Source organism: Candidatus Thiosymbion oneisti (genome assembly GCF_004359955.1).
Classification (GTDB): Bacteria; Pseudomonadota; Gammaproteobacteria; order Chromatiales; family Chromatiaceae; genus Thiosymbion; species Thiosymbion oneisti.
This window is the reverse complement of the sequence record NZ_SMSC01000003.1, coordinates 81,010-105,406: the sequence shown is the minus strand read 5'-3', so window position 1 is coordinate 105,406 and position 24,397 is coordinate 81,010. Positions and strand designations below refer to the sequence as shown.

Annotated in this window: 26 protein-coding genes and 1 tRNA gene; 13 read left to right on the top strand and 14 right to left on the bottom strand. The window is 58.7% G+C overall.

Annotated features, from left to right (window positions below):
• Positions 1–51: 51 nt before the first annotated feature.
• The gene (ntrC, locus tag E1958_RS02425) at positions 52–1,488 is read right to left on the bottom strand and encodes a nitrogen regulation protein NR(I) (RefSeq protein WP_133510442.1); all 1,437 of its coding nucleotides are present in this window, start codon (positions 1,486–1,488) and stop codon (positions 52–54) included.
• Entirely contained in the window at positions 1,481–2,563 is a 1,083-nt protein-coding gene (gene glnL / locus E1958_RS02420; protein ID WP_133510441.1) for a nitrogen regulation protein NR(II), read from the bottom strand. The genes ntrC and glnL overlap by 8 nt, the downstream gene beginning before the upstream one ends.
• A gap of 20 nt (positions 2,564–2,583) precedes the next feature.
• On the opposite strand from glnL, the gene E1958_RS02415 reads away from it, so the two are divergent.
• Positions 2,584–3,147, top strand: coding sequence for an RNA 2'-phosphotransferase (locus E1958_RS02415; protein ID WP_133510440.1), 564 nt, complete (start codon positions 2,584–2,586; stop codon positions 3,145–3,147).
• Positions 3,148–3,260: 113 nt separating this feature from the next.
• On the opposite strand, the gene E1958_RS02410 is transcribed toward E1958_RS02415, so the two are convergent.
• From E1958_RS02410 to E1958_RS02370, 9 genes are all read right to left on the bottom strand, one after another.
• A complete protein-coding gene (locus E1958_RS02410; RefSeq protein WP_133510439.1) occupies positions 3,261–3,806 on the bottom strand; it encodes a hypothetical protein in 546 nt (181 codons plus the stop codon).
• A gap of 12 nt (positions 3,807–3,818) precedes the next feature.
• Entirely contained in the window at positions 3,819–4,832 is a 1,014-nt protein-coding gene (locus E1958_RS02405; RefSeq protein WP_133510438.1) for a hypothetical protein, read from the bottom strand.
• A 3-nt stretch (positions 4,833–4,835) separates the two neighbouring features.
• Positions 4,836–5,534, bottom strand: coding sequence for a hypothetical protein (locus E1958_RS02400; RefSeq protein ID WP_208108563.1), 699 nt, complete (start codon positions 5,532–5,534; stop codon positions 4,836–4,838).
• Between the two features lie 74 nt (positions 5,535–5,608).
• Positions 5,609–7,015, bottom strand: coding sequence for a glutamate--ammonia ligase (gene glnA / locus E1958_RS02395; protein ID WP_133510436.1), 1,407 nt, complete (start codon positions 7,013–7,015; stop codon positions 5,609–5,611).
• Between the two features lie 737 nt (positions 7,016–7,752).
• Positions 7,753–10,179 (bottom strand): pentapeptide repeat-containing protein, encoded by a 2,427-nt coding sequence (locus E1958_RS02390; RefSeq protein WP_133510435.1) that lies wholly within the window; start codon positions 10,177–10,179, stop codon positions 7,753–7,755.
• A 621-nt stretch (positions 10,180–10,800) separates the two neighbouring features.
• Positions 10,801–11,949, bottom strand: coding sequence for a cation diffusion facilitator family transporter (locus tag E1958_RS02385; protein WP_243448416.1), 1,149 nt, complete (start codon positions 11,947–11,949; stop codon positions 10,801–10,803).
• 22 nt (positions 11,950–11,971) lie between these two features.
• The gene (locus E1958_RS02380) at positions 11,972–12,217 is read right to left on the bottom strand and encodes a sulfurtransferase TusA family protein (protein ID WP_243725220.1); all 246 of its coding nucleotides are present in this window, start codon (positions 12,215–12,217) and stop codon (positions 11,972–11,974) included.
• Positions 12,205–13,239, bottom strand: a complete 1,035-nt coding sequence (locus tag E1958_RS02375; RefSeq protein WP_207787753.1) for a tRNA (5-methylaminomethyl-2-thiouridylate)-methyltransferase — start codon at positions 13,237–13,239, stop codon at positions 12,205–12,207. The genes E1958_RS02380 and E1958_RS02375 overlap by 13 nt, the downstream gene beginning before the upstream one ends.
• Positions 13,240–13,516: 277 nt before the next feature.
• Positions 13,517–13,810 carry a DUF3800 domain-containing protein gene (locus E1958_RS02370; protein ID WP_089727533.1) on the bottom strand — a complete coding sequence of 98 codons (294 nt, stop codon included), beginning with the start codon at positions 13,808–13,810 and terminating at the stop codon, positions 13,517–13,519.
• A 54-nt stretch (positions 13,811–13,864) separates the two neighbouring features.
• Here E1958_RS02370 and E1958_RS02365 point away from each other — a divergent pair, with 54 nt between their 5' ends.
• Genes E1958_RS02365 through E1958_RS02355 form a run of 3 tightly spaced genes read left to right on the top strand, consistent with a single transcriptional unit; the run spans position 13,865 to position 15,088 of the window.
• The gene (locus E1958_RS02365; RefSeq protein ID WP_243448415.1) at positions 13,865–14,107 is read left to right on the top strand and encodes a type II toxin-antitoxin system Phd/YefM family antitoxin; all 243 of its coding nucleotides are present in this window, start codon (positions 13,865–13,867) and stop codon (positions 14,105–14,107) included.
• Between the two features lie 2 nt (positions 14,108–14,109).
• On the top strand, positions 14,110–14,472 hold the full coding sequence (locus tag E1958_RS02360) for a putative toxin-antitoxin system toxin component, PIN family (protein ID WP_089727535.1): 363 nt from the start codon (positions 14,110–14,112) through the stop codon (positions 14,470–14,472).
• A gap of 55 nt (positions 14,473–14,527) precedes the next feature.
• A complete protein-coding gene (locus E1958_RS02355) occupies positions 14,528–15,088 on the top strand; it encodes a DUF1353 domain-containing protein (protein ID WP_089727536.1) in 561 nt (186 codons plus the stop codon).
• 57 nt (positions 15,089–15,145) lie between these two features.
• Here E1958_RS02355 and soxB read toward each other — a convergent pair whose 3' ends face one another.
• Positions 15,146–16,927: a thiosulfohydrolase SoxB gene (gene soxB, locus E1958_RS02350; protein WP_133510432.1), complete on the bottom strand. Its 1,782-nt coding sequence runs from the start codon at positions 16,925–16,927 to the stop codon at positions 15,146–15,148.
• Positions 16,928–17,450: 523 nt separating this feature from the next.
• Here soxB and soxX point away from each other — a divergent pair.
• From soxX to E1958_RS02305, 9 genes are all read left to right on the top strand, one after another.
• Positions 17,451–17,828: a sulfur oxidation c-type cytochrome SoxX gene (soxX, locus tag E1958_RS02345; RefSeq protein WP_133510431.1), complete on the top strand. Its 378-nt coding sequence runs from the start codon at positions 17,451–17,453 to the stop codon at positions 17,826–17,828.
• 58 nt (positions 17,829–17,886) lie between these two features.
• On the top strand, positions 17,887–18,714 hold the full coding sequence (gene soxA, locus E1958_RS02340) for a sulfur oxidation c-type cytochrome SoxA (RefSeq protein WP_243448417.1): 828 nt from the start codon (positions 17,887–17,889) through the stop codon (positions 18,712–18,714).
• 92 nt (positions 18,715–18,806) lie between these two features.
• Positions 18,807–19,139 (top strand): SoxXA-binding protein, encoded by a 333-nt coding sequence (locus E1958_RS02335; protein ID WP_133510429.1) that lies wholly within the window; start codon positions 18,807–18,809, stop codon positions 19,137–19,139.
• Positions 19,140–19,191: 52 nt separating this feature from the next.
• Positions 19,192–19,276, top strand: a tRNA-Leu gene (locus E1958_RS02330).
• A gap of 427 nt (positions 19,277–19,703) precedes the next feature.
• Positions 19,704–19,985, top strand: coding sequence for a type II toxin-antitoxin system Phd/YefM family antitoxin (locus E1958_RS02325; RefSeq protein ID WP_165741603.1), 282 nt, complete (start codon positions 19,704–19,706; stop codon positions 19,983–19,985).
• Positions 19,973–20,374 carry a PIN domain-containing protein gene (locus E1958_RS02320; protein ID WP_089727548.1) on the top strand — a complete coding sequence of 134 codons (402 nt, stop codon included), beginning with the start codon at positions 19,973–19,975 and terminating at the stop codon, positions 20,372–20,374. The genes E1958_RS02325 and E1958_RS02320 overlap by 13 nt, the downstream gene beginning before the upstream one ends.
• Positions 20,375–20,462: 88 nt before the next feature.
• On the top strand, positions 20,463–20,672 hold the full coding sequence (locus E1958_RS02315; RefSeq protein WP_089727550.1) for a hypothetical protein: 210 nt from the start codon (positions 20,463–20,465) through the stop codon (positions 20,670–20,672).
• 251 nt (positions 20,673–20,923) lie between these two features.
• On the top strand, positions 20,924–21,157 hold the full coding sequence (locus E1958_RS02310; protein ID WP_089727552.1) for a DUF433 domain-containing protein: 234 nt from the start codon (positions 20,924–20,926) through the stop codon (positions 21,155–21,157).
• Positions 21,154–21,507, top strand: a complete 354-nt coding sequence (locus tag E1958_RS02305) for a DUF5615 family PIN-like protein (RefSeq protein ID WP_133510428.1) — start codon at positions 21,154–21,156, stop codon at positions 21,505–21,507. Before E1958_RS02310 ends, E1958_RS02305 begins: the two co-directional genes overlap by 4 nt.
• Before the next feature lie 319 nt (positions 21,508–21,826).
• Here the strand turns inward: E1958_RS02305 and pabB are convergent, their stop codons facing one another.
• Both pabB and htpX read right to left on the bottom strand, forming a co-directional pair.
• Positions 21,827–23,221: an aminodeoxychorismate synthase component I gene (pabB, locus tag E1958_RS02300; protein ID WP_133510427.1), complete on the bottom strand. Its 1,395-nt coding sequence runs from the start codon at positions 23,219–23,221 to the stop codon at positions 21,827–21,829.
• A gap of 51 nt (positions 23,222–23,272) precedes the next feature.
• Positions 23,273–24,160: a protease HtpX gene (gene htpX, locus E1958_RS02295; RefSeq protein ID WP_133510426.1), complete on the bottom strand. Its 888-nt coding sequence runs from the start codon at positions 24,158–24,160 to the stop codon at positions 23,273–23,275.
• Positions 24,161–24,397: the final 237 nt, after the last annotated feature.

Below are 24,397 nucleotides of genomic sequence, written 5' to 3'. Positions count from 1 at the left end.
CATCTTTCCCCGGTCAGGACAAGGTGGGTACGGAGCAAGGGCTTCCGGTTATCAGTCGCCGGCTTCCGGATTCTTGATCGCAGGGGTATCCAGGTCGAGCCGCAGCGCTTTGATCTTGCGGGTCAGGGTATTCCTGCCCCAACCCAGCAGACGCGCGGCCTCTTGGCGCCGACCGCTGGTGTGTTCCAAGGCCGTCTCGATGAGGATCTGCTCGAATACGGGGAGTGCTTTGTCCAACAGGGCGGTCTGGCCCTGCCGGAGTCCATTGCGGGCCCACCGGCGCAGGGAGACCTGCCATGGATCGTCTGCCGTCTTCCCGGCTTCCACACCCACCAGCTCGGGAGGCAGATCCTCCGCGTGGATCTCTTTGCTGGAGGCCATCACCGTCAACCAGCGCGCCGTGTTCTCGAGCTGACGCACATTGCCTTGCCATTTGAGGCCACCAAGCCTCTCCTCAGCGCTCGGTAGTAAGACCTTGGGCTCGCAATCCAGCTCAGCGGCAGCGCGGGCGAGGAAGTGTCGCATCAACAAGGGGATATCCTCACGGCGCTCGCGCAACGCCGGCAGCCGGATACGGATGACGTTCAGGCGGTGAAACAGATCCTCACGAAAGCGTCCGGTTTGAACCTGCTGCTCAAGATTCTGGTGCGTGGCAGCGATGATTCGCACATCGACCCTGACCGGGGAGGTACCACCGACCCGGTAGAATTCCCCGTCCGCGAGGACGCGCAGTAATCTCGTCTGCAGCTCCGCCGGCATATCGCCGATCTCATCCAAGAACAGGGTGCCACCATGGGCCTGCTCGAAGCGTCCCTGGCGTTTGCCTTGGGCCCCGGTGAAGGCGCCGCGTTCATGGCCGAACAGCTCGGATTCCAGGAGATCATGGGGAATCGCCGCCATATTCAATGCGATGCAGGGCTGATCGGACCTGGGGCTATGGCGGTGCAAGGCCCGTGCAACCAGCTCTTTCCCGGTCCCGGACTCGCCGTTGATCAGCACGGTGATATGGGAGCGCGCCAGTCGCCCGATGGCGCGAAACACCGTCTGCATCGCCGGTGCCTTACCGATGATATCCGGCATCCGGTCGAGGGGCTTACCGGCTATGTCATCGCCATCCGGGTGGCGGCGACAGGCACGTCGGATCTGATCCGTCGCCTCGTCAAGATCAAAGGGTTTGGGCAGATACTCGAAGGCCCCGCCGTCAAAGGCGGAAACGGCACTGTTGAGATCGGAGTGCGCCGTCATAATGATGACCGGCAGGTCGGGATGCTCGGACGTCAATTGTCGTAACAGGTCCAGACCGTCGATACCGGGCATCCGTATATCGGAGACGATGACATCCGGCCGCTTGCGGCGAAGGGATTCCATGATACCGACGCCGTTTGAGAAGCTCGTCACCGCCATGCCTGCCTTGGTCAGGGCCCGCTCCAACACCCAACGGATGGATCGATCGTCGTCGATTACCCACACCATCGACCTTCTAGTCATGGGACGGCTCCAGCGGTAAATAGATGAAGAACCGCGTCTTCCCGGGGCGACTTTCGCATTCGATCAACCCGCCGTGTTGGTTGATCAATTCCTGAGCGATCGGCAACCCCAGGCCGGTTCCCCCCGGGCGTTCGGATACCATGGGTAAGAAAATACGATCCAATAAATCGGGGGCGATACCCTCACCGTCATCGATAACTTCCACTTGCATGACCAAGCGGTGGCTTTTGTTTCCGATCGTGAACCGGCGCAACACCCGGGTCCGCAGCTCGACCTGGCCGTCCGGTCCGGCTGCGGCAATCGCGTTCCTGGCAAGATTGAGCACGGCCTGGATCAAGCGGTCGGGGTCCGCTCTGAAACCCGGGATGCTGGGGTCATAGTCGCGGATGATGACCGGTCCCCCGGGATACTCCGCCGCCAGGAGTCCACATACGTGTTCCAGCACCTGATGAATATTGACGTACTGCTTATTGGGGATGAGGTTCGGGCCGAGCATCTCGTCTATCAGCTTCCGCAGCCGGTCCACCTCGTCGATGATGACGCGCGTGTGCTCACGGAACGACTCATCTGGAAGCTCCTGCTCCAATAGTTGGGCGGCACCACGCAGGCCGCCCAACGGGTTTTTGATCTCGTGGGCCAAACCTCGGATCAGGGCCTGCGCTGCCTGGTGTTGAGAGATCAGGTGCTCTTCGCGGACGATACGCAGATGGCGATCCACTTGGCACAGCTCAACCAGGGCCTCCGATGATGCGTCGAACGGGTGGAGCGGCAGGACGGTGCAGTTGACCCTGACGGCACGGTCACCGGACAGCGGGATGGTGACCTCTCTTTCCGTAACGGGACGCCGGGTGCTCAAGGCGTCGCGTAATCGCTGCTCCATTGAACACTCGGGCCACGGCATCAGGGTCCCGATGCTTTGCCCCAACACATGGTGAGCGCTGGCCTGGAGCAGCATTTCCCCGGCCGGATTGATGTAGGTAAGGCACAGGTCGCCGTCGAACAGCAGCACTGCGGTGACCAGATGATCTAGTATCTGCTTTTCGAGGGGGCCGATTCGAGGACTATCGGAAACCATACTGGGGAGATCAAGTCTTGATGGCAACCACAGAAAAAATCTCGCACAGGCAGCTAGTCAAAGTCAGCAAATTCCTGAGCTTCGTCCTACGACACAAACCGGACGCTATTGGCCTCACCTTGGATGCGCAAGGTTGGGCGTCGGTATCGGAGCTGATCAAGAAGGCGCCTTCTGAAATGTCGCTCACGGCGGACCTGATAAGACAGGTTGTCATTACCAACGACAAGCAGCGGTTTTCACTTTCCGAGGATGAGCAGCGAATACGTGCCAACCAGGGCCACTCGATTAAAATCGATCTCGGTCTTACGCCAAAGGAACCTCCGCCGGTCCTTTACCATGGGACCGCAACGCGGTTTCTAGCTTCGATCCTGAGAGAGGGGCTGCATCCTGGACAACGCCACCACGTTCACCTTTCGCTAGATATGAAAACCGCAACAAGCGTCGGTCAGCGTTATGGAAAACCGGTTGTCCTGCAAGTTGCCTCCGGTGAAATGTATCGGCAGGGATACGAGTTTTTTTTATCCGAGAATGGTGTCTGGCTTACGGAAATCGTTCCGCCTGGCTTTTTGGCTAGACTGGAATAATCGCCTCAAAGCTCATACTCAATCATTTTGTGTGCAATATTTGCCCTTCCGGTTAACCAAATGTGTGGGTAAGGCGCTCAGCTTCCTCTACAAGATATAATAGAGCCTGATGGCTACGACTGTTTGGCCCAAGTCCGAACATCCTCCGGCTCGATGCGCGGCTCGACAACAATGAACTGCTCGATGTCTTCCGAAAAAACGGTCTTAGAGCTCGGCTCCAGGAGGCTGCGGCGTAGAATCTTCTCGACCACGCCCTCTTGCTGATCCGGGCGAGACGCGAGGGCACCCCGGAGATACAGGCGCATCTCCGTAAGCTCCGGCGGTGGATCGACTCCCTCCTCGGGGTCGGTGTCGGTGTAAGAATTGAGGCTCGTGTAGTAGGAGTGAAAGGTACGCGCGTAGAAATCCCGGCCCACCTCGAAGGGCTCTTCGATGCGTACCAAGCGGACCAGCTCCGGGTACTGCCCGATCCATCGCTTGCAGGCCCTTATCAAGTCCACATAGGGCACGACCGCCGCGGGGGGCAGCTCGTTGTCGAAGTGTCTCACCATCACAAGTGGGGACCCTTTCACAATGGGAACGGCATAGAGGGTTCCACAGCGACTGGGTAGAAATTCTATGAGCCCCAGCTCTTCGGCGATTTCCCGGAATGTGCGCATGGTGGAATACTCCTACTGCGGGTCGAAAACAAGGATTTTGTTTCTGGTGTAAGACCAGTGAAGGTTGACGGAGGGAGGGTCTCGTCTCAGCTTTTTTGCCAGAGAGCCGAGACTTTCATCTCGGCTACGCCCGAGCTCTTCCATGACCCGATTCCGCATTTCAAATACGGCTGGCTTTTCCATTGCCTTTTTAAGTGGAACCGACCCAGGATCATAATCCCGTTTTATCCAGTCCGAGCCGCGCTCATGAATCCTCACCACGTCGATGTCCTTCGCCAGCCTCGGGTTGTTGCCGACGGCCTTTCTGACATCTTCAAGCGCCTGAACCGACTTTTCCATTTCAACTGGGCTCTTTTCGAACCAGCGTTTCAGTGCCATATTTGGCTCCTTGGGAGAGGTAAACAATTGTCCCTCACGGCCACTATGCTTAGGGGTTGGGGTAAGATCCGAAGTACCGCGAAACTCTTCCAGGACATCCATGAACTCATCATTGTGTCTGGCATCGAATTTGTCCCATGATTTGGGCGGAATCTTCTTCGAACATTTGTGTATGCCTTTAGTAGTTACCAAGTCGAGCTTCTTGGCTGCATCGGCTGTATCCTCTACCGCGTCTACGACATCCTCGACCTTGTCCAGTCCTTTCCCGACCTTGGCGAGCTTCCCCAGCTTCCCTGCCTTGGCAAGGGCCCCTACCGGGACCAAGGCGGTACCTATCTCGAACCCGCCCCCACCTGCCAGCTTCCCCCAATCCTCGGCGTCGGCAGTGGTAACAAAATTCTCGGCCGCGGTGTAGGCCGCCAGCGCCCCATCCCGGGCATCTCGGCCCAGCTTGACCGGGTCGTTTACTACCTTATCCGCGTAGTCATGTACCCATTGGGCGGACGACTTGGTTGCTTCCCAAGCCCGTTCGCGCGCCGCAGGATCCGTCGCCAGGGCATAGCCACCCTGTGCCAGCGACTTGAGACCTTCCCAGGTGCCGGCGGCGGCACCGGTAAATCCGTCCGCCAGGCCATTCCAGAATCCCATGGATCATACCCTCCTTCCAAAATCCAGGGCGATGCGCAGACGCAGCAGCTCCAGCCGCATGTCCGGCGAGCAGCGGGGGTCCAGGACGTCCGCGATCCAGGGATGCCGAGCCTCGACGGTCAGCTCCGGTCCGTACAGGGCGCGGGCTACCGCCAGTACGAGCGGACCGTCTTGCAGCTCGGCAAATCCGAGTGACCCGGCAAGGTTAAAGGCGGCTTCGGCCTTTGGGCGCGCATCCTCGGGTGTGGCCTGGTCCCAGAGAACCAGAGGGAGTGCCGCGGCTGTGCGCTCGATCAGGGGTAACGGGTCCATGTCGGGTGCCGTATAGAGAAAGAGCTCGATACGAGCCGCTTCCGCCTTGCGCCAGGCAATATGGGGAGCCCGATCCACCAGGCTCAGGATGCGGTTGTCGGCCGTGTCGGCACCCCGCTCCAGCGCCTCTCGGATGAAATGATTATGGTCGAAGTTGGGCGCCACCGTCTGCAACAGATCGGCAAACAGGGCGAGGCTGTTTTTCCAGGTAGCTCCCCACTTGCGGCCCCGAGCGATCATGTGGCCTACGATCATCCGGCGCTGAGCTTCCGGAAACCTCGGCAGGACAGCAAGGTTTCTGCGGCAAAGGTATTCAGCCAATTCGTCGACAAAACGCCTCTCGGCATTTTTATCTAAGGTTTCAAGCTGCTCTCGACGAATTATCAGCATTTGGCACCTGTCCAACAGGTAACGAAAAACGCCCTTTGCAGGGCGTATCTAAGGGATTCGAGGAGGCAGCCCGATCACAGACTGTAGTACATATCGAACTCGAGCGGGTGGGTGGTCATGCGCAGCGTGGTGACCTCTTCCATCTTCAGCTCGATATAGCCATCGATGAGATCATCGCTGAACACCCCGCCGGCGGTGAGGAAGTCCCGATCCTGGTCCAACGCATCCAGGGCCTGGTCCAACGCATAGCAGACCTGGGCGATGCCCTTCTCCTCCTCAGGCGGTAGGTCGTAGAGGTCCTTGTCCATGGGATCGCCGGGGTGGATCTTGTTCAGAATCCCATCCAGACCGGCCATCATCATGGCGGAGAAGGAGAGGTAGGGGTTGCCGGTGGAATCCGGGAACCGGACCTCGATGCGCCGGGCCTTGGGGTTGGCGACATGGGGGATACGGACCGCGGCCGAGCGGTTACGTGCCGAGTAGGCCAACATGACCGGGGCCTCGAAGCCGGGTACCAGACGCTTATAGGAGTTGGTCGAGGCGTTGGTGAAGGCATTGAGGGTGCGGGCATGCTTGATGATGCCGCCGATGTAGTAGAGCGCCGTCTCGGAGAGGCCACCGTACTTGTCGCCCGAGAAGATGTTCTGTCCGTCCTTGCCCAGGGATTGGTGCACATGCATCCCATTACCATTGTCGCCCACCAGGGGCTTGGGCATGAAAGTAGCGGTCTTGCCGTAGGCATGGGCCACGTTCCAGACCACATACTTTAAGATCTGATTCCAGTCCGCACGTTTGACCAGGGTAGCGAATTTGGTGCCGATCTCGCATTGACCGGCGGTGGCGACCTCGTGGTGGTGGACCTCGGTGGTCACGCCCATCTCTTCCATGGCCAGACACATGGCGGAGCGTATGTCATTCAGAGAATCCACCGGCGGGACGGGGAAATAGCCGCCCTTGGTGCCCGGGCGGTGACCGATGTTCCCATCCTCATAGACCCGCTCCGAGTTCCACTCGGCCTCCTCGGAGTCGACCTTGTAGAAGGCGCCGCTCATGTCGGCGCCCCAACGCACGTCATCCAGTACGAAGAATTCGGGCTCCGGGCCGAAATAGGCGGCGTCGGCGACCCCGGTGGATTTGAGGTAGGCCTCGGCGCGCTTAGCCAGGGAGCGCGGGTCACGCTCATAGCCCTGCATGGTGGAAGGCTCGAGGATATCGCAGCGGATGATCAGCTGGCTTTCCTCGGAGAAGGGGTCCAGGGTCTCGGTGCCGACCTCCGGCATCAGCACCATATCCGACTCCTGAATACCCTTCCAGCCGGCAATCGATGAGCCGTCGAACATCTTGCCGTCCGTGAAGAAATCCTCGTCGATAACGCCGGCCGGCAGGGTAACATGCTGTTCCTTACCGCGGGTATCGGTAAAGCGAAGATCGACGAACTTCACTTCCTCTTGTTTGATCTTCTCTAACACACTGGATGACATGCACTTATCTCCGCTGGTTGCTGTTTCAGGGGCACTCGGATTCTAAAGTGCCCGCCTGGGGTAAGAATCCCCCATCATATTCGGTTCGAGATTCCCTTGAAAGGTGCGAGCACTCGCCTTGTCGGGTGTCTGTATGCAATGATCGTGCCAGAACGCCCGTGCCGGCAGGGGAATTTTTACCCCCCAGAGGCGCGCCGGGCATGCGCAAGCTGGATTTTCCCATAGGAAAACACAGCTCAAACCCGGTGTTCCTTGCGCCCGCGGTGGTAGAGGTAAAAGAGAAACCTACGCGGGCTTTGGCTTCCAGCTCATCCATGCGGTTCGCGGTCGGGATTAGGGGCTGTTGACATAATTGTCGTGCCGACCGCTAATCGGACAAGATTAACAGGATGACTCAGGATTAACAGGATTATTTTGTGAATAAGCAATTATAACATCCTGTTAATCCTGTACCATTAGGAGGCAAGCCCGGAGATTAGGGCTCAATGCCATTAAGTTAAGCGGTAGTGGTTAATATCTAAGTTGTAACATGACCAACGGCACTGGCCGCTATACCCCCTCTCCCGCCGGGAGAGGGGCTTTGAGGCTTAACTTAATGGTATTGGATTAGGGCTCACCCCTTATTAAATGTCAACACGCCCTAGTGTAATCCTGCTGCGGCATACCGCGCTCACCACATCCTACACTCCCGCCCTCATCACTCATCACTCATCACTCATCATTCATCACTACGTGGGCTACGACCCTGTTTTAGACAGCTTCTCGAGCACCTCGGCCAGGACGGGACAAGCCCCGGATTCGGCCTTGTCCCGGAGGGCCTGTTCCAATACTGGATCAGGCTCTTTCGACCCAAATACTATAACAGGCTCGTTCACCCAACCATCCCCTCTGGCATACCGCCACATCCTTTCAGCGATGTAGCGGTTGTTGCAGGCGAGTCCGGCACGATAATCCGCGCGTTCCCGCTCGAACACGGCCTTATCCGGCGGCGCTGGCCAGCACTTGAACGGACCCTGTTGATCGTGCATGACGTCGGGTTTCTCAGGCGGTGAGATCGTCGTCGGTTGCACAGGCAGGTCGAAGGCGACGGACCAGAAGCGCTCGATGGCCCGCTCGACCCCTTCCCGCCTCCACTGAGACCAGTGTTCACTTGCCTGCTCCAGCTTGGCCTCCAGTTTCTCGATCTCCGAGAACACGGAGGACAGCCCTTCCCAGTCGTCACGCGGCAAACTCAAATCCCGCAAGTCGGCGAGTGAGAGCTCCGCGTCTTGGAACTCGGTTCCATAGACCACCGCCTCCCGGAGATTCGCGCCCTGTAGGTCCGCATACTGGAGATCCGCGATCTGGAGCTGCGCCCCCCTGAGAACCGCGCCCTGGAGCTGCGCCCCCCTGAGATCCGCGATCTGGAGCTGCGCCCCCCTGAGATCCGCGCCCTGGAGCTGCGCCCCGGAGAGATCCGTGCCCTGGAGCTGCGCCCCGGAGAGATCCGTGCCCTGGAGCTGGGCCTCCCAGAGCTTTGCGCCCTGTAGGCCCGCATACTGGAGATCCGCGATCTGGAGCTGCGCCCTTGTGAGATCCGCGCCCTGGAGCTTTGCCCACTGGAGAAACGCGATCTGGAGCTGCGCCCTTGTGAGATCCGCGCCCTGTAGATCCGCATGTTGGAGAACCGCGCCCTGGAGCTGCGCCCACCGGAGATCCGCGCCCTCGAGCTGCGCCCTTGTGAGATCCGCGCTCTGGAGCTGCGCCCAGGAGAGATCCGCGATCTGGAGCTGCGCCCCGGAGAGAACCGCGCCCTGGAGCTGCGCCTCCCAGAGAACCGCGCCCTGGAGCTGCGCCCTTGTGAGATCCGCGATCTGGAGCTGCGCCTCTTCGAGATCCGCGCCCTGAAGCTGCGCCTCCTGGAGTTTCGCGTCCTTAAGGTTTGCGTCCTCCAGTTGGGCATGCCGGAGGTCTGTGTGCTTTTTCACGCTATCTCGATCAATCGGACGCATGTCCGCGCCTTGGAGCCGGGTACCCTGGAGCTTTGCGTATTGTAGATTTGCACCCCGAAGGTCGGCGTCCCACAGTCTGCTCTTGTAGAAATCGGCATAGCGCAGATCCCGTTCGCGTAGATCCAGTGCCTCGCCGTCCTTTATCCAGACCTTCGCCTCCGCTTCTTCCGCTTTGGTATCTTCCCCACAGGCGAAACACTCACGGGCACTGGCTAAGAGCTCGACCGGGGGATTTTTGCGCATCAGCGTCCGTTCGCGCAGCTCCAGATTGCGATGGATCCAGGGCAGTCCCGGCTGGTTCTCAGCCAACTCTTCTTCCTTGTCCTTGGCCCCCCATTTCTCGGCCAACCATTCTTCGGTGTCGCCGACGTGCGGAACCAACAGAATCCAGGCGCCGAATGTCAGGATCGCAGACACCAAGGCTCCCAAGCTCGTGGACACCCAGACTCCCCATCTGGATCGAGATTGGGACCACCAATCTCGCCAACGCCCGGAACGGGAGGACAGGCGCGGCCACAAGATCCAGAGCAGCAGCAGATCGAGGGTGAGTACCAGTTGGTGATTGAAGGTGATCCATGCGCTGTGATAGGGCAGGAACTTATATTGGACAGCTGCCAGCAGGAGAATGGGGGTCATCAGAATGGTGACGACCACCGCTACTCCGAATACCCAGCGGATCAGTCGCGGATGCTGGCTACCGACGATCCGGTGGCTGAAGATGAGCGGAAAGAGCAGCCCGCGCTGGATGCGCGCCGACTCCGACGGCAGGGACCCGAGTACATGATCGAGGTCGAACAGCTTGCGGGACAGCAGATAGAACTGGCTGAGCAGATGGGCGTGGAAGATCAGTACCAGCCAGGGAACGACCACATAAAATCCCACCAGGGGCAGCTCCACACCGAGCAGGGGCAGGTCGGCGCCGGTCCCCTTCAGGAGCTGCTCGTCGTCGGTGGAGAAGACGATGACCGCCACATAGAAGGCGAACAGGAGGAATTTGAAATAGAGCCCGCGCACATGGCGCGCGGATTCGTCCGCCGCGGTACGCAGGAGCGGGAGCTTGCCTTCCTGGAGGGACCAAGGATTTTCGGCTTGGTCTCGGTTGCGAGGCATTTCATCGATCTCCGAATGCTTGTCGTGGTCGGTCAGGATGCGGAAGGGAAAACGACGAATCACGCGAATCCGCACGAATCAATACGCGAAGATTCGCGTGATTCGTGGTTTTTTTCTACGTCCACCACCGCGGGTGCAGGGAATCCTGAGTTTGAGCCGTTTTTTCCTAGGCTCTTTATGGATTCCGGACTGCTTTGCCTTGGCCGCAGCATCATGTCGTTTTTCGCTGGCGAATCGTTTGCTGCCTTCACCACCCCCTTCGTTACCCTGCGGTCTTGCCGGGAGTGTAGGATGCGGTGAGCGCGGTATGTCGTAGCAGGATTACATCAATCCCCACCGCGAACCGCATCAATGGACGCCCGCGGCGAACCGCATCAATGAGCCGGAAGCCAAAGATGCGGTTCGCGCCGGTCGCTCCCGCGCCCGGCGCTCACCACATCCTACGGGTCCATACCAGGGGTGGAGGAGAGATCAGTCTGGAATCCATAAAGAGCCTTTTCCTATAGGAAAAACCAGCTTAATCTGTGGAAATCTGCGGATTAAACAGGAAGGGTTATCGGTTGCACAAATCCGATTCGTGTGGATTCGTGTGATTCGTGGTTTTCCCTTCGCGGTTCAAAAGGAATCAGGAAAGAATGCACTGTCATAGCTCGTCCGGATAGATGACGCACTGAAACGGTGCAGTTATCCGAAGTAGACAAAGACCTGATTGAAGACCGGATCCGCCGCGAGTGCCGACTGTAACCGGTCCCGGACAGCCTCCGCACGGGAGCATTCTCCGGCGCAGACAGCAAGCGGAAAGTACACTTCTACGTCGATGCGTCCATTGAGATAGTGCAGGATGGTCCGCCGGCAGCTTGTGGCCTCGGGTACTCCTTCCCAAAGCCGCTCAAGCCGGGTCAGGGCTTCGGCGCGCGTGGGCAACACCACCGAGAGCGGCTCCGTTGCGTCGTCCTCCGGATCGATATGGACCGTAACATCGGTAATCTCGTCGATTTGTGATTTGAGCCGGTCCTCTACCAAGAGCGCGATCAGGTGGCCCTCTGAGACGCTCAACCGGGGATCGACCAGGATATGGACGTCTACCGAGGCCTGCCAGCCGTGCCTTCTCGTTCGCAGCATATGGATATTTCTTACACCGCCGACAGAGTCGATGGTTTTCTCGATCGCGGCGAGGCGCTCCGCTTCCAACCCGGTATCCACCAGCTCCCGGATCGACCGGTGGCCGAGCTCCCAGGCAATATGGGCGATCATCACGGCGATGACGACCGCCGCAATGGCATCCAGGTAAGGTAAACCCATCAGGGTACCAACGAGGCCCACCAGAACCACGACCGAGGAAACGGCATCGGAGCGGTGATGCCAGGCATTGGCACGTAACATATCCGAGCGAACACGGCGCGCGTAACCGAGCGTCCACCAGTAGAGCCACTCCTTGACCAGGATAGACACCAGGACTGCGGCCAGCGCCAACGGCTGTGGCCGCAAGAGTTCGGCGGGAGCAAACAGGCGATTACCGGCGTCCCAGCCGATGCCGACGGCAACCATCAGTAAAAAGACACCCAGCACCAGGGTCGCCAGGGTCTCATAGCGTCCATGCCCGTAAGGATGCTCTTGGTCCGGGGCCCGGGCGGCGTGACGCCCTGCATACCAGACCAACACATCGGATAGCAGATCGGAGAGGGAATGGATACCGTCCGCAACCAGGGCCTGGGAATGCCACAGCACCCCCGCGCCGACTTTGATCACCGCCAGGCCCAGGTTGACCAGGCCGCCGACCACCGCGGTCTTCGCAACGGCTTCGGCACGTTGTCCTTGTGGTTCTCCAAACAAGGTCTGGCTCGGGCAGGATTTGCTACTCGCATGCACCGCCGACGCGCATGACCACCAAATGCTCGCCATCCTTGCTGTCGGTACGCAGGACGGTATGACCGTTGATGCGACACCAGGCAGGTATATCCTGCAGTGCCCCAGGATCCGTGCAGACCGCCTCTACCTGGGTCCCCGGAGCCAGGTCTGCGACCCGATCCTGGACCCTGATGACCGGGAGCGGACACAAGAGCCGCCGGCAATCCACGACCATCGTGTCTAGAGTATCCACTCCCCGGGGATCTCCTGCGGGGTGAAGGGACGGACAGCGAGTTCTCGCGTAGAACCTGAAAGGACCCTGACCTCGACGCGGACGGATTCGCAATTGCGTCCCTGACCGTAGCGTGCCACCAGCCGCGCCGCCAACTCGATGTCACTCTCCGTCACCACACCATCGATCAGGGCCTCGGGTCCGCCGTGACTGAGCGTCTTGATGCTGATAAAACGCTTACGGAACCCGGTCAGGAAACGCCCTTCGCCTTCCTCGCGTGCGATGATGACCTTGAAACCGGGTCGCGGTCGGATATGGCGCCCCACCTTCAGGAGCACGATATCGTCCAGGTCATAGGCCCGATCACCACGGCTGTTCCACAGGTCCGTCAGCTTCGCGGAGTACTGGGAATCGGTCAGAAAGCAGCAACCGCCGGCCGGTTGAGCATAGTCATCGAGCCCATATGCCTTCGCCAATGCCATCTGCGGCTTTCTGCTGCGCCCGGAGAAATCGAACAGGCGTTCACGCTCCACCCAGCCCCCCCGCTCCGGCCGGGTCGGCGGCAGGCGCTTGGCACATAAGGGCCGCAGCAGTAAATCACCGGCCCCCGAGTCATCCTGCACGATCGGCAGGGTGTCCTTGCGCTGAGATTTGGGCCGTTGCCCCACAACCTCACCGGTAACGATAAAGTCGAACCCATGCCCACGCATCCACTCATAGGCCCGCCGTACCATGAAGATCTTACAGTCGAGGCACGGATTGAGATTGGCCCCGTACCCATACTTCGGGTTCAGGACCACATCACGGTAATCCTCGACCACGTCGACGAAATGTAATTTCACACCCAGGCGCTCGGCCACCCAGAGCGCATTGTTGCGTTTGGGCTTAGTGTTCTTACGGATGGCATGTGTGTGGCCCTCCACACAGAAGCCGGTGAAGAAGTTCAGGCCCTCCACCTGAATGCCCTGGTCCTGGACGACGCGCACGGCGAGCATGGAGTCGAGACCCCCGGAGACCAGAGCGACTGCTTTTCGTTCAATCATCACGACAAAAAGACGAAATTGTTTGGCAGTGGCTCAGTTTGAAAAATTTATGCTTGGCCGCTCACTTTCCGGCCCATTTAACGCCAAGACGCAATGGCGCCAAGACGCAAAGATTCTTTGTTCTTTCTTTGCGTCTTGGCGTCCTTGCGTTTTTTCGCGAACTGAGCCACTGCCAAATTGTTTGACAAATTTAAAAATGATCTTATTGTTGATGCAAATGGATCGGGAGTTCCCGATCGGCGTAGGGGTGCGGTGGAAACCGCGCCCCTTCGGCTTTTCAGGGCAGGGTTTTCAGTCCATGCCCAGCCAGCCTTCCTTCCCCGCTCCGGTATAGCTTCTTCTCAACCACATCATAGGCCCGGTTCGGTTGGTCGGGTTTAAGCAGACGGCGGCCTATCGGATGGCAAACCAGATCGGCCAATTGTAGGCCCCGCAGGTTCTGCTTTTTGTTCACGAACACTACCTCGAACGGCAACCGTTGGCCGCAGGCATTCGTCCCGTCGCAGATACGGCGAAACACCAGCTCCAGATCTCCATCTTCCTTGCACCCCCGCGATTCTACTGGCAACATAGGGAAGCTACATCAATTGAGGCAGTCTACATGATTCGCGAGGCTCCAGCAGTGATGGTTCGCCAAAACCTAGGTGAGCTGCTCGACGAGATTCGGTATGAAGGCGATTCGGTCGTCATCACCAAGCGCGGAAAGCCGATTGCGGCACTCGTCGATATCGAGCTTTTCGAGCGTTTGTGTTCGCTGGACGAAGCGTACATGCGCCTCCGAGGCGAGTTGGCGCAAGCATTTTCCAACCTACCGCCGGATGCGGGCATGGTTATGATCGATGAGGCGGTCCACGCAGCCCGTGGATAGGAATGAAGGTTGTTCTGGACACCAACGTCCTGGTCTCTGGACTTGCCTATCCGAACACTAATCCGGGAAGGATCGTCGCCGCCTGGGATTCCCACATCCTGCGGCTTTCGATGTCGCACTTCCAGTTGAACGAAATTTCCCGGGTCTTCGGTTACCCGAAAATACGCAAATTATTGGGTTGGGACGACAAGCGCATCGAGTCTTTCGTCCGACAGCTCGAGCTACGGGTCGAACTGGTGGAGATTGAAGACACGACCGCAACGGTGTCGAACGATCCGAATGATGCGCCAATCCTGGCGACGCTGATTGCCTCTTCCGCGGATGTGCTGATTACGGGTGACAGTGATGCATTAAGAGTGCATTAGCAGAAGTCTAGTGTTTGGATATAACCTGACCAATCTCTTTTGAAGAGGGCTCAATATGAATAAAAAGATGGTGACAATAGGTTTGGCAATGTTGTGTTTTTCGCGCGCAGTATCCACGGGAGAGTTTCAAGGTCAAGTGGTAACCGAGTGGTTACAGAATGATAAAGAAGACCGCGATATGCGGCTATTAGAAGATTTTAAATATATTGACGACAATGGAAAGGTATGGTCTGTGCCTAAAGGACAAGTCGTAAATGGTGCATCTATTCCTCAAACATTCTGGACGTTTGGTCCTCCATTCGTTGGCGATTATCGTAGAGCGTCAGTGGTTCACGACCACTACTGTCGAACGCGTACAGAATCTTGGGAAGATGTTCATCGCATGTTCTATGAAGCTATGCAAGCTGATGGAGTTCCGTCGTATAAGGCAAAGGTGATGTACGCTGCAGTTTATGCTGGAGGTCCACGATGGGATGAAGACGGCAACGATCTTTCTAGCCACGAATCTTTGCTATCCAACGTAAATCTTGTTGATGAGATATTAGAGCGAGTTGAAGAAGGTGAGTTGGATTTGAATCATGCAAAGATCGACATAGACAAACTCATCTCCAAGTGAAAGGGATAGCGTTAGCTCTCGAAGCCCCCGCGCAGTTTGCGCGGCGGCTATAACCTTTCACGTGCGACGGGTATCGTCGGTAATCCCCGGATTACCGGACACATTCTTCAAGACCGGGGTGTTGAGCTTCTCGATCTTGACCGTCTTCAGGTCGCGCAGGTATTTGGCGACCGTTTCCCAGATGGGTTCTCCGGGGGCCTGGGACCCGACGGTGGCCCAGCCGGCGACCACATAGGATTTATCGGCCTCGATCTTGGTGCCGTCGTCCAGGGCCATGTCGCCGATGCGTTTGCCCATGGACGCGGTAGGATCGCACTCATAGTCCAGCCCCCCGACACGCACCATGTCTCCGCCTTGCTGCACATAGGGATCCGGGTTGAAGAGGTTGTCACAGACATCTTCCAGGATGGCCTTGAGCTCGCTGCCTTTCAGCTCGCGGCGATAGGTCTCCGGATAGGTGATGCAGGTCTGATCCATGACATGCTCCATGGTGATGGTCTGGCCCGGTAGTACGCTGGTGCCCCAGCGGAAACCGGGGGATAGGCTGATCTGGGCATCCTTGACCTTGCGCAGGGCATCGCAGATGAGCTGGTCGAAGGTCCCGTTGAAGTTACCGCGCCGGTAGAGTGTCTCCTCGGTGGTCGCCAGCTTCTCCCTCAGCGTTTCCCGATAGGGCGCGCGCATCTCTTCGATGTACTTGGTCATCTCGGCATTGGGTGGGAGCAGATTGGAGAAGACCGGTAACAGCCGGTAGCGGAAGTCGCGCACCTTGCCGTCCTTGACGTCCAGGTCCATCCGCCCTAAGAACTTGCCGTTGGAGCCGGCGTTGGTGACCAGGGTCTTGCCGCCCGCGTTCGCCACGATACTGGGGGCCGGTATGCCGTCATGGGTGTGGCCGCCGAAGATGACGTCGATGCCGGTGACGCGGGAGGCCAGCTTGAGATCCACGTCCATGCCGTTGTGGGAGAGGAGCACCAGAACGGCGGGTTTCTCCTCCGTGCGAATCTTATCGACCAGCTCCTGCATACGCTCCTCCTGAATCCCGAATGTCCAGTCCGGGATGAAGCGTTGCGGATTGGCGATGGGGGTATAAGGAAAGGCCTGGCCGATGACGGCGACCTTGAAGCCACCCACTGTCTTGATGGTGTAGGGCTTGAAGGCCAGACCCGCATCTTCGTCGAAGCCGGCGAATTCCGGGAATCGATAGTCGAACAGGGCCTCGTCGCGCACGGCGATGTTTTGGGCCACGAAATCGCCCTTGAAGGCGCCGATATTCTCGATTACCTCCTTGTCGCGATAGGTGAACTCCCAATGACCGGTCATGACGTCCACCCCCAGCAGGTTGCCGGCGCCGACCATGTCCTTACCCCGGGTCCAGTAGGCGGTACCCGAGCCCTGCCAGGTATCGCCGCCGTCCAGCAACAGGCTGTTGCCGTCGCCCCGTTCGGCGCGGATGCGATCCACCAGGGTCTTGAGATGGGCAAAGCCGCCCACCTTGCCGAATCGCCGGGCGGCCTCGTCGAAGCCTAAAAACGTAAAGGCATGGGCCTCGATCCCGCCCGGCGCGATGCCGAAGTGCCTCAGGAATGCGTCACCCACCACATGCGGTGCCTTGCCCAAGGCCGGGCCGATGCCCAGATTCACGTTGGGCTCGCGAAAGTAAACGGGGTTGAGCTGGGCGTGGGTATCGGTGATATGCAACAGGGTGACATTGCCGAATCCGGGTAGCTCGTAGAGGTCCGACGGTTGCCGCATCGCGGCGACCACGGACGCCGGCAACAGGCCGGCCGCGCCGGCTACACTTAAGAGCTTGATGAATTCACGTCGCGCGAGCGTCATCTGGGGCTCCTCCTAATCTGTCGAGGCTGTATGGTCCAGGTGTCCTTCCTCATCGTCCCTCCTCGCGGGGTTAGAGCCTGTCTGGCTTACGCGTTCGTAGCGAGGGATCGAGGGGTCGAGGCAGATTTTCTGCTCGATTGAGGCGAATAGTAGGCCTATTTAACGAAAGCGAGCAGGAAATCTGACCGGCCACCTCGATTCCGCAGCAGAACAGCCGTATGCCAGACAGGCTCTTAAGTATGCCTGGATCGCGCCTCGACGGCCAATGCCGTCAAGGCGAGCGCGTCGTTCTCCCCTTGGGTGCGAGGGATAGTTTGTAATAACATCTCTATATCCGCAGATTACGCAGATTTTTACAGATATAAAAACGAAACAATCTGTGAAAATCTGCATAATTTGCGGATCAAATAAGGTTTCTTGTCGGGTTGCGGCGCGTTCAAGCCGGTTTGCATCCCTCAACGCGGCGGTACGCGCCTAACCCGACCGACCTTCCTGATAGAGGGCAACTCGAAGGAGGCAATAGATGATTGCGTTGAAAACGACCTTGGCCGGAGCAGCAGGCACGGCCCTAATCGCCGCCTGCGTGTTGGCCTTGGCGCCCGGCCTTAACGCCGCGGATGCCCCGAAAGGCAATCCGGCGGCGGGCAAGGAGATCGCAAATGACCGTAAGCTGGGCAATTGCGTCGCTTGCCACATGATGCCGGACGCCGAAAGCCCCGGTAACATCGGTCCCCCCCTGATCGGAATGCAGGCCCGCTACCCGGACAAGGAGAAGCTACGCGCCCAGATCTGGGATGCAACCGTTGCCAATCCCGACTCCAGCATGCCGCCGTTCGGTAAGCACGGCATCCTTACCGAGCAGCAACTCGACGACGTGCTCGAATATATCCGGTCGCTCTGACCGGTCGGACCTACTTGCTGAACACCCGGAGGAAATCAACCGGATGAACAAGATCATTATGCTGACCGCGGCGCTGGTTATGGTACTGGGCCTGACCTGGGGCGGCGTTGCGCCGGCTACACCCCAAGAGGACCAAGCGATCTGGCAGAGCTACTACCAGAAACGCTTCCCCGACGTTCCCAAGGAAGACTTCACAAACGGTGTCTATGCGATCGACCCCGTCAGCCGCGAAAGCTGGGAGGCTATCGAGGAGTTTCCGCCCTATGAGATGGCTATCTCCCAGGGCGAGGAAATGTGGAACACGCCCTTCGCCAACGGCAAGACCTATCAGGATTGCTTCCCGAACGGCCCCGCAATTGCCGGAAAGTACCCATACTGGGACAAGGAACGCGGCATGGTCGTCACCCTGCCGCTGGCCATCAATGAATGCCGCGAGGCCAACGGTGAGGGGCCCCTCAAATACAAAAAAGGCCCTATCGCCGATATCCTTTCCTACATCCGGTACCAGTCCCGCGGACAGCTCACCAAGGTGGAGATTCCGGAGGACGACCCCAAGGCACTGGAGGCCTACGAGAAGGGCAAGCAGTTCTACTTTGCCCGCCGCGGTCAACTCAATTTCTCCTGCGCCAATTGTCACGTGCAAAATCCCGGTAACCTGTTGCGCTCGGATATCCTGAGCCCGGCCCTCGGTCATACCACCCACTTTCCGGTCTACCGTTCCAAGTGGGGCGAGATAGGTACCCTGCACCGGCGTTTCTCGGGCTGTAACAAGCAGGTGCGGGCCAAGCCCTTTAAGGTCCAGGGTGAGGAGTACCGCAATCTGGAATACTTTCTGACCTACATGCAGAACGGCCTGTCTTTGAATGGGCCCGGTGCGCGCAAATAGTCACACGCGAATAGTCGCACGCAAATAACCGCTCGGAGGCCTGCGCCTAGGGCGTGGGTTTTCGCTTTGGAGCACAGAGGAGTCCATCGAACATGAGAACCCATCATTTTTCCGCCGGGATCCTGGTCGCCGCGTTGGCCGCCGGTCTCCCTACGGGTAGCTGGGCCGACGACCAGGCCGACTTCGAACAGGCGATGACCGCGGCGCGCGAAGCTCGCAAGAAGGCCGCCACAGTAGGCGGCGAGTGGCGCGATATCGGCAAGTTCCTAAAGCAGGCTGAACAGGCCGCGGCGAAAGGCGATTTCGCAACGGCCAATCAGCTGGCCGAGAAGGCCAGGCGGCAAGGCGAGCTGGGCTACGAGCAGGCCATGAGCCAGAAGGATGTGGGCCTGCCCGCATACATGATTGCCGGCAGCGGCAAGTGACCTGTCGCCTCCACGGGCACGCCGAAGCCGTATAGAATCTCTCCTGCTATCAGCGCAGGTGGCGGAATTGGTAGACGCGCTAGATTTAGGTTCTAGTGGGGAAACCTGTGGGGGTTCGAGTCCCCCCCTGCGCACCAGTTATTCTATTACATTATACCTGGTTCCGTGAGCTAAATGAAAAGTCCAACTTACAGTGAACCCAACACGCCGGACTGGTCCCGACGCAGGAGGGATCTTTTCCCACAACCAACGCCAAACAACCCAGGGCTGCGCCCGGACCGGCACGGCGCCGAACGCAGCGTAACGCAACAGAACGCTCGGATCCATTTTAACCAGACAGCCTCTGAAACTCATGAATCTTTCACCCGGCCCATGTGCCAAAACAGGTTGTTGGAATTTTCTCATTTTATTCCAATGGCTGGCCCTATTATTGATTGGTGGTATCCTGGGTAACTGGTTATACAAAAAACACCTGACAAGGCGAATTAACTCAGACAATTGAAAAATGAGTAACCGTCCAGATCCCTCTTCTAAACTCTGATTTCGAAGATGAGGTATTCGCTCATGGCGACGATCCAAGGCCAGGTAACCGCGACGGAATTGGCTCGCAATCTGACATCGCTGATCGACTACGTGTGCATTTCAGGCAAGCGCTTAGTTATCACCCGCGGGAACCTCGAGGTGGCACGATTGGTGCCACCTTCCGAGGATGGCGCCTCGGCTTCCGAATTACGGGCGCTGCTGGAACACAATCCCTGGTCGTCGGCCGAGCGTACGGTTCTTGCCGATGACCTACGCACGATCCGGAAACAAGCCTGCTTACCCCCCTCGCCATGGGAGTCGTAGTCGATACCAACGTCTTTCTCAATGCGGAGCATGCTAGAAGGGATCTCTCGTTATTTTTTGACAATAACGAGCGGTTCTACATGGCAGCAGTAACCGTTTCGGAATTATTGGCCGGTGTCGCTTTGGCCAAAAATGCATCAGTTCGCATTCGCCGCCTCACTTGGTCAGAGGCGATTATCGAGACTCTCCCTGTGTTGCCCTTTGATTTGGAGGTGGCGCGGGCTTACGCAGAAATCTACGCGCACCAGTTGAGAAACTCACGACGACAGTCCCTAAGCGTGCATGACCTTCAGATCGCGGCCACAGCGATTACACACGACTATGCCGTGTTAACCAACAACACCAAGGACTTCGAGAAAATCCCCGGGCTGTGCCTGCTTTCGCCTTAAGACGTGGCTGAGTTTCGAATGCATCGTGACGGAAGATCCTTGTATGAGGAGTATGTAATCTCCGCAGGTCAGCGCTGAGACGGTAGTTTTGAGTCCCTTTGATCGATACAGATTGGAAGCCCGGCTCGAGGCCTTATGCGGGAAAGGTTGCCGGCAGGTATGGCAGTCTATCGATGTCTTAGAGCAGGGTGGCGATCTGCCCGAAACCCAGGGACTCAGCGCGGAAGAGTGCCGCTGGCTTCTGCGCGAGCTCAAACAGATCATGGCGGTCTACACGGACCGTTGCTCTACGGTTTGAAATTTGAGCCTTCCACTCCGTATCCGTAGATTACGTGGATTTTCACAGATGAAAAACGGAGCAATCCGTGAAAATCTGCGTAATCTGTGGATTCAAAACGCGAACACGACCGAATTTCTGATGCCGGCGGTGGGCATAGCCCACCCGCGATAACTTCTTCCGCCTGTTCAAGGACGCGGTGCCGGTAGGTTGATCGTGGCCTCTCGCTGCCAGCTATCAGTCGCTATGAACAAATGTATCCGAAATCAGATATGGCTAACCTGCTGAGTCGCATCACCATCGACCCCGACATCTGCCACGGCAAACCCGTTATCCGAGGGCTACGCTACCCCGTGGAAACGATGCTGGAGCTTATGAGTGCCGGTATGAGCTGCGAGGATATCCTCGACGATTACCCGGACCTGGAACGTGAAGATCTGCTGGCCGTCTTGGCGTTCGCGGCCGAATTGAGCCGAACCAAGCGTACCCAGGCCTTTGCCGCATGAGGTTTCTCGTCGATGCCCAGTTACCTCGCGGCCTTGTCGGGTCGTTGACTAAAACAGGACACGATGTCATACACACACTCGACCTGCCTGAGAAAAATCGCACCTCCGATCATGTGATCACGGCCATCGCGGATGAGGAAGAACGCGTCGTGGTGACGAAAGACGCAGATTTCGTAAACTCGTTTTTACTTCACCGGCACCCGAAAAAGCTCCTCCTGATCTCCACGGGCAACATCAGCAACCGAGATTTGGAGACGGTGGTGCTCAGGTATCTTCCCGACGTGGTCAGGGCATTGAATAGCCACGATTTTGTAGAGATGGGGAGGGCGACCCTTTCCATTCATGCTTAAGAGGCTGGCTGAATATTCTGCTTAGAAGGTCCGCGCAGCGGACCCTACGCTAGCCACCCGATTGACTGTAGGGTCCGCTGTGCGGACCGCGGGGACTTTAACCAAACAGCTTCTTAGTTTTCAGGCAGCCTCTGAGCCTTCCGCTCCGTATCCGCCAAATTACACAGATTTCACAGATAAAAAACGAAACAATCTGTGAAAATCTGCGTAATCTGCGGATTCAAAACGCGAACACGACCGAATTTCTGATGCCGGCGGTGGGCACAGTCCACCCTACGGATTCATCGGCGCTCGCCGCTGCCCACGCTATTCGCCGGTCCTACCCGCCGCCGCCGGTCAGCTGCTCGTGCTCCAGCAGCCGCAATAGGGCCGTGGTCTTGTCGAGGGTTTCTCGATATTCTTCCTCGACCTGGGAGTCGTGCACGATCCCGCCGCCGGCCCAGAAGCGGATGGTGCTCGCGCTGTGGATCAGGGTACGGATGGCGATGTTGGTGTCCATGGCACCGTCGCAGCCCAGGTAGCCGATGGCCCCGGAATAGACCCCGCGGCGATGGGGTTCCAACTCCTCGATGATCTCCATGGCCCGGATCTTGGGGGCGCCGGTGATGGAGCCACCAGGGAAACAGGCCCGCAGCAGCGAGACGGCATCTTGGCCAGGGGCGAGCCGGCCGGTGACGGTGCTGACCAGGTGGTGCACGGTGGCGTAGCTCTCCACCTCGAACAGCTTGGGGACCCGCACACTGCCGGGGCTGCAGACCCTTCCTAAGTCGTTGCGCAACAGATCCACGATCATCAGGTTCTCGGCCCGCTCCTTGGTGCTGGCGGCTAGCTCCCGTTGCAAGGCGGAGTCTGCCGCAGGGGTGCGTCCCCGCGGCCGGGTGCCCTTGACGGGCCGGGTTTCGACCTGCCCGTCCCGAACCGCGAGAAAGCGCTCCGGCGAGGAGCTTAGGACCTGGGCGAAGGGGGTTTTCAGGTAGGCGGAGAAGGGTGCCGGATTGAGCCGTCGCAGCGCCCTATAGCCGGCAAATAGGTTGCCGGCGAATGGGTCGCCGGCGACCGGGGCCGAAAAGCGCTGGGCCAGATTGACCTGATAGCAGTCACCTTCGAGCAGATAGGACTTGATACGGTCGAAGGCCAGGCCATATTCGTCCCGGGTCAGGTTCGAGCGCGGCGGACCCAGGACCCGGAGCCGGCTGCGGGCAGGGGCGAGTCGGGGGTCCCGAAACATGGAGAGCAGCGTGTCCCACCGCTCCCGCGTCCGAGGGTCGCGCCCGAGACTTACCAGCCGGGCCTTGTGGGCAAGGTGATCCACGACCAGGGCCCAGTCATAGATGCCCACCGCCATGTCCGGGAGCTGCTCGGCGTTTTCGGCCAGCGTCGGCAACCGCTCGATACGGCGGCCCAGGTCGTAGGCGAACCAACCGATGGCCCCTCCGCGGAAGGGCAGGTCAGGCACAGGGGGCACCGGCTCGCCCAACTGACCGCGCAGTAAGGCGAAGGGATCGTGGGGGGATAGCTGTACCTGATCGGCGTGGCGGATCTCGGTGACGTCGCCACGGGTGGTCAGGGTGATGTAGGGATCGGCGGCGAGGATGTCATAGCGGCCGGCCCCGGTCAGGGGACGGCCGCTATCGAGGAAGACGGCCCAGGCCCTTTCCGCCAAGGGCCCGAAATAGACAGTGCTGTCGGCCCGATAAGGGATCTCGCTCAACAAGGGCGTGCATCCCGGCTGGGGTAGCGCGGCGGTAGTGGACCAAAGCCCGACTCAGCCCCGTCCTTGGAGGACAGCGATGCGTTCCTCCAACGGGGGATGGCTCATGAACAGGCGCCTGAGGCCACCACCGACGCCGCCGCTGATGCCGAAGGCGGCGAACTCGCCGGACGGCAGATCCCTCGGCTCGGTTGCGGTCTGCAGGCGACGCAGGGCGTCGGCCATCTTCCGGTTGCTGGTAAGGCGTGCGCCACCGGCATCGGCCTTGAACTCCCGGTAGCGGGAGAACCACATCACGATCATGGTGGCCAGGATCGAGAGCAGGGCCTGGGCGATCATCGACACGATGTAGTAGGCGGGGCCATGGCCTTGCTCGGTCTTGAAGACCACGCGGTCGATCAGGTGTCCGATAACCGTCGACAGGAAGACCACAAAGGTGTTCACGACCCCTTGAATCAAGGTCAGGGTCACCATGTCGCCATTGGCTACATGGCTTATCTCATGACCCACCACGGCCTCTACTTCGTCCTTCGTCATGTGCTGGAGGAGTCCGGTGCTGACCGCCACCAGGGCGGCGTTGCGGTTCCAGCCGGTAGCGAAGGCGTTGGGGTCGGGTGAGTCGAAAATCCCTACTTCCGGCATCTCGATGCCGGAGGATTGGGCCTGTCGGGACACCGTTTGCATCAACCAGTGCTCAAAGGGGGTGCCGGGGTGTTCGATGATCTGTACCCCCATGGAGCGTTTCGCCATGCCCTTGGACATGAACAGTGAGATCAGAGAACCGGCGAACCCGGCGATCGCGGCATAGACGAGCACGGCGCTCAGGTTGAGATCCATATTGTTCGCCGCGAGCAGGCCATCGAAACCGAGCAGCTTGAAGACCAGGCTGATGACCATCAGCACGGCAAAGTTAGTCGCCAGGAACAGCAGAATGCGTTTCATTGCCTAAGGCTCCGAGTTGACTGAAGGGGATCTTGAAAAATCCTATCCTGGGGATTTCTCAAGCCGATACTCACAAAGCGCGGTTTGCGAGTGCCGTCATTTCCATGTGCTGGAGGGGGCATCCTCAGCTCCCCACAGGATACATAGGACCATAAAATGCCTCCTCAAGGGCGCAGGTGCAAGCCCGAAGGGCGTATCGATTGTCCTTTAAGAATAGGAGCTCGTCTGACTTACGGC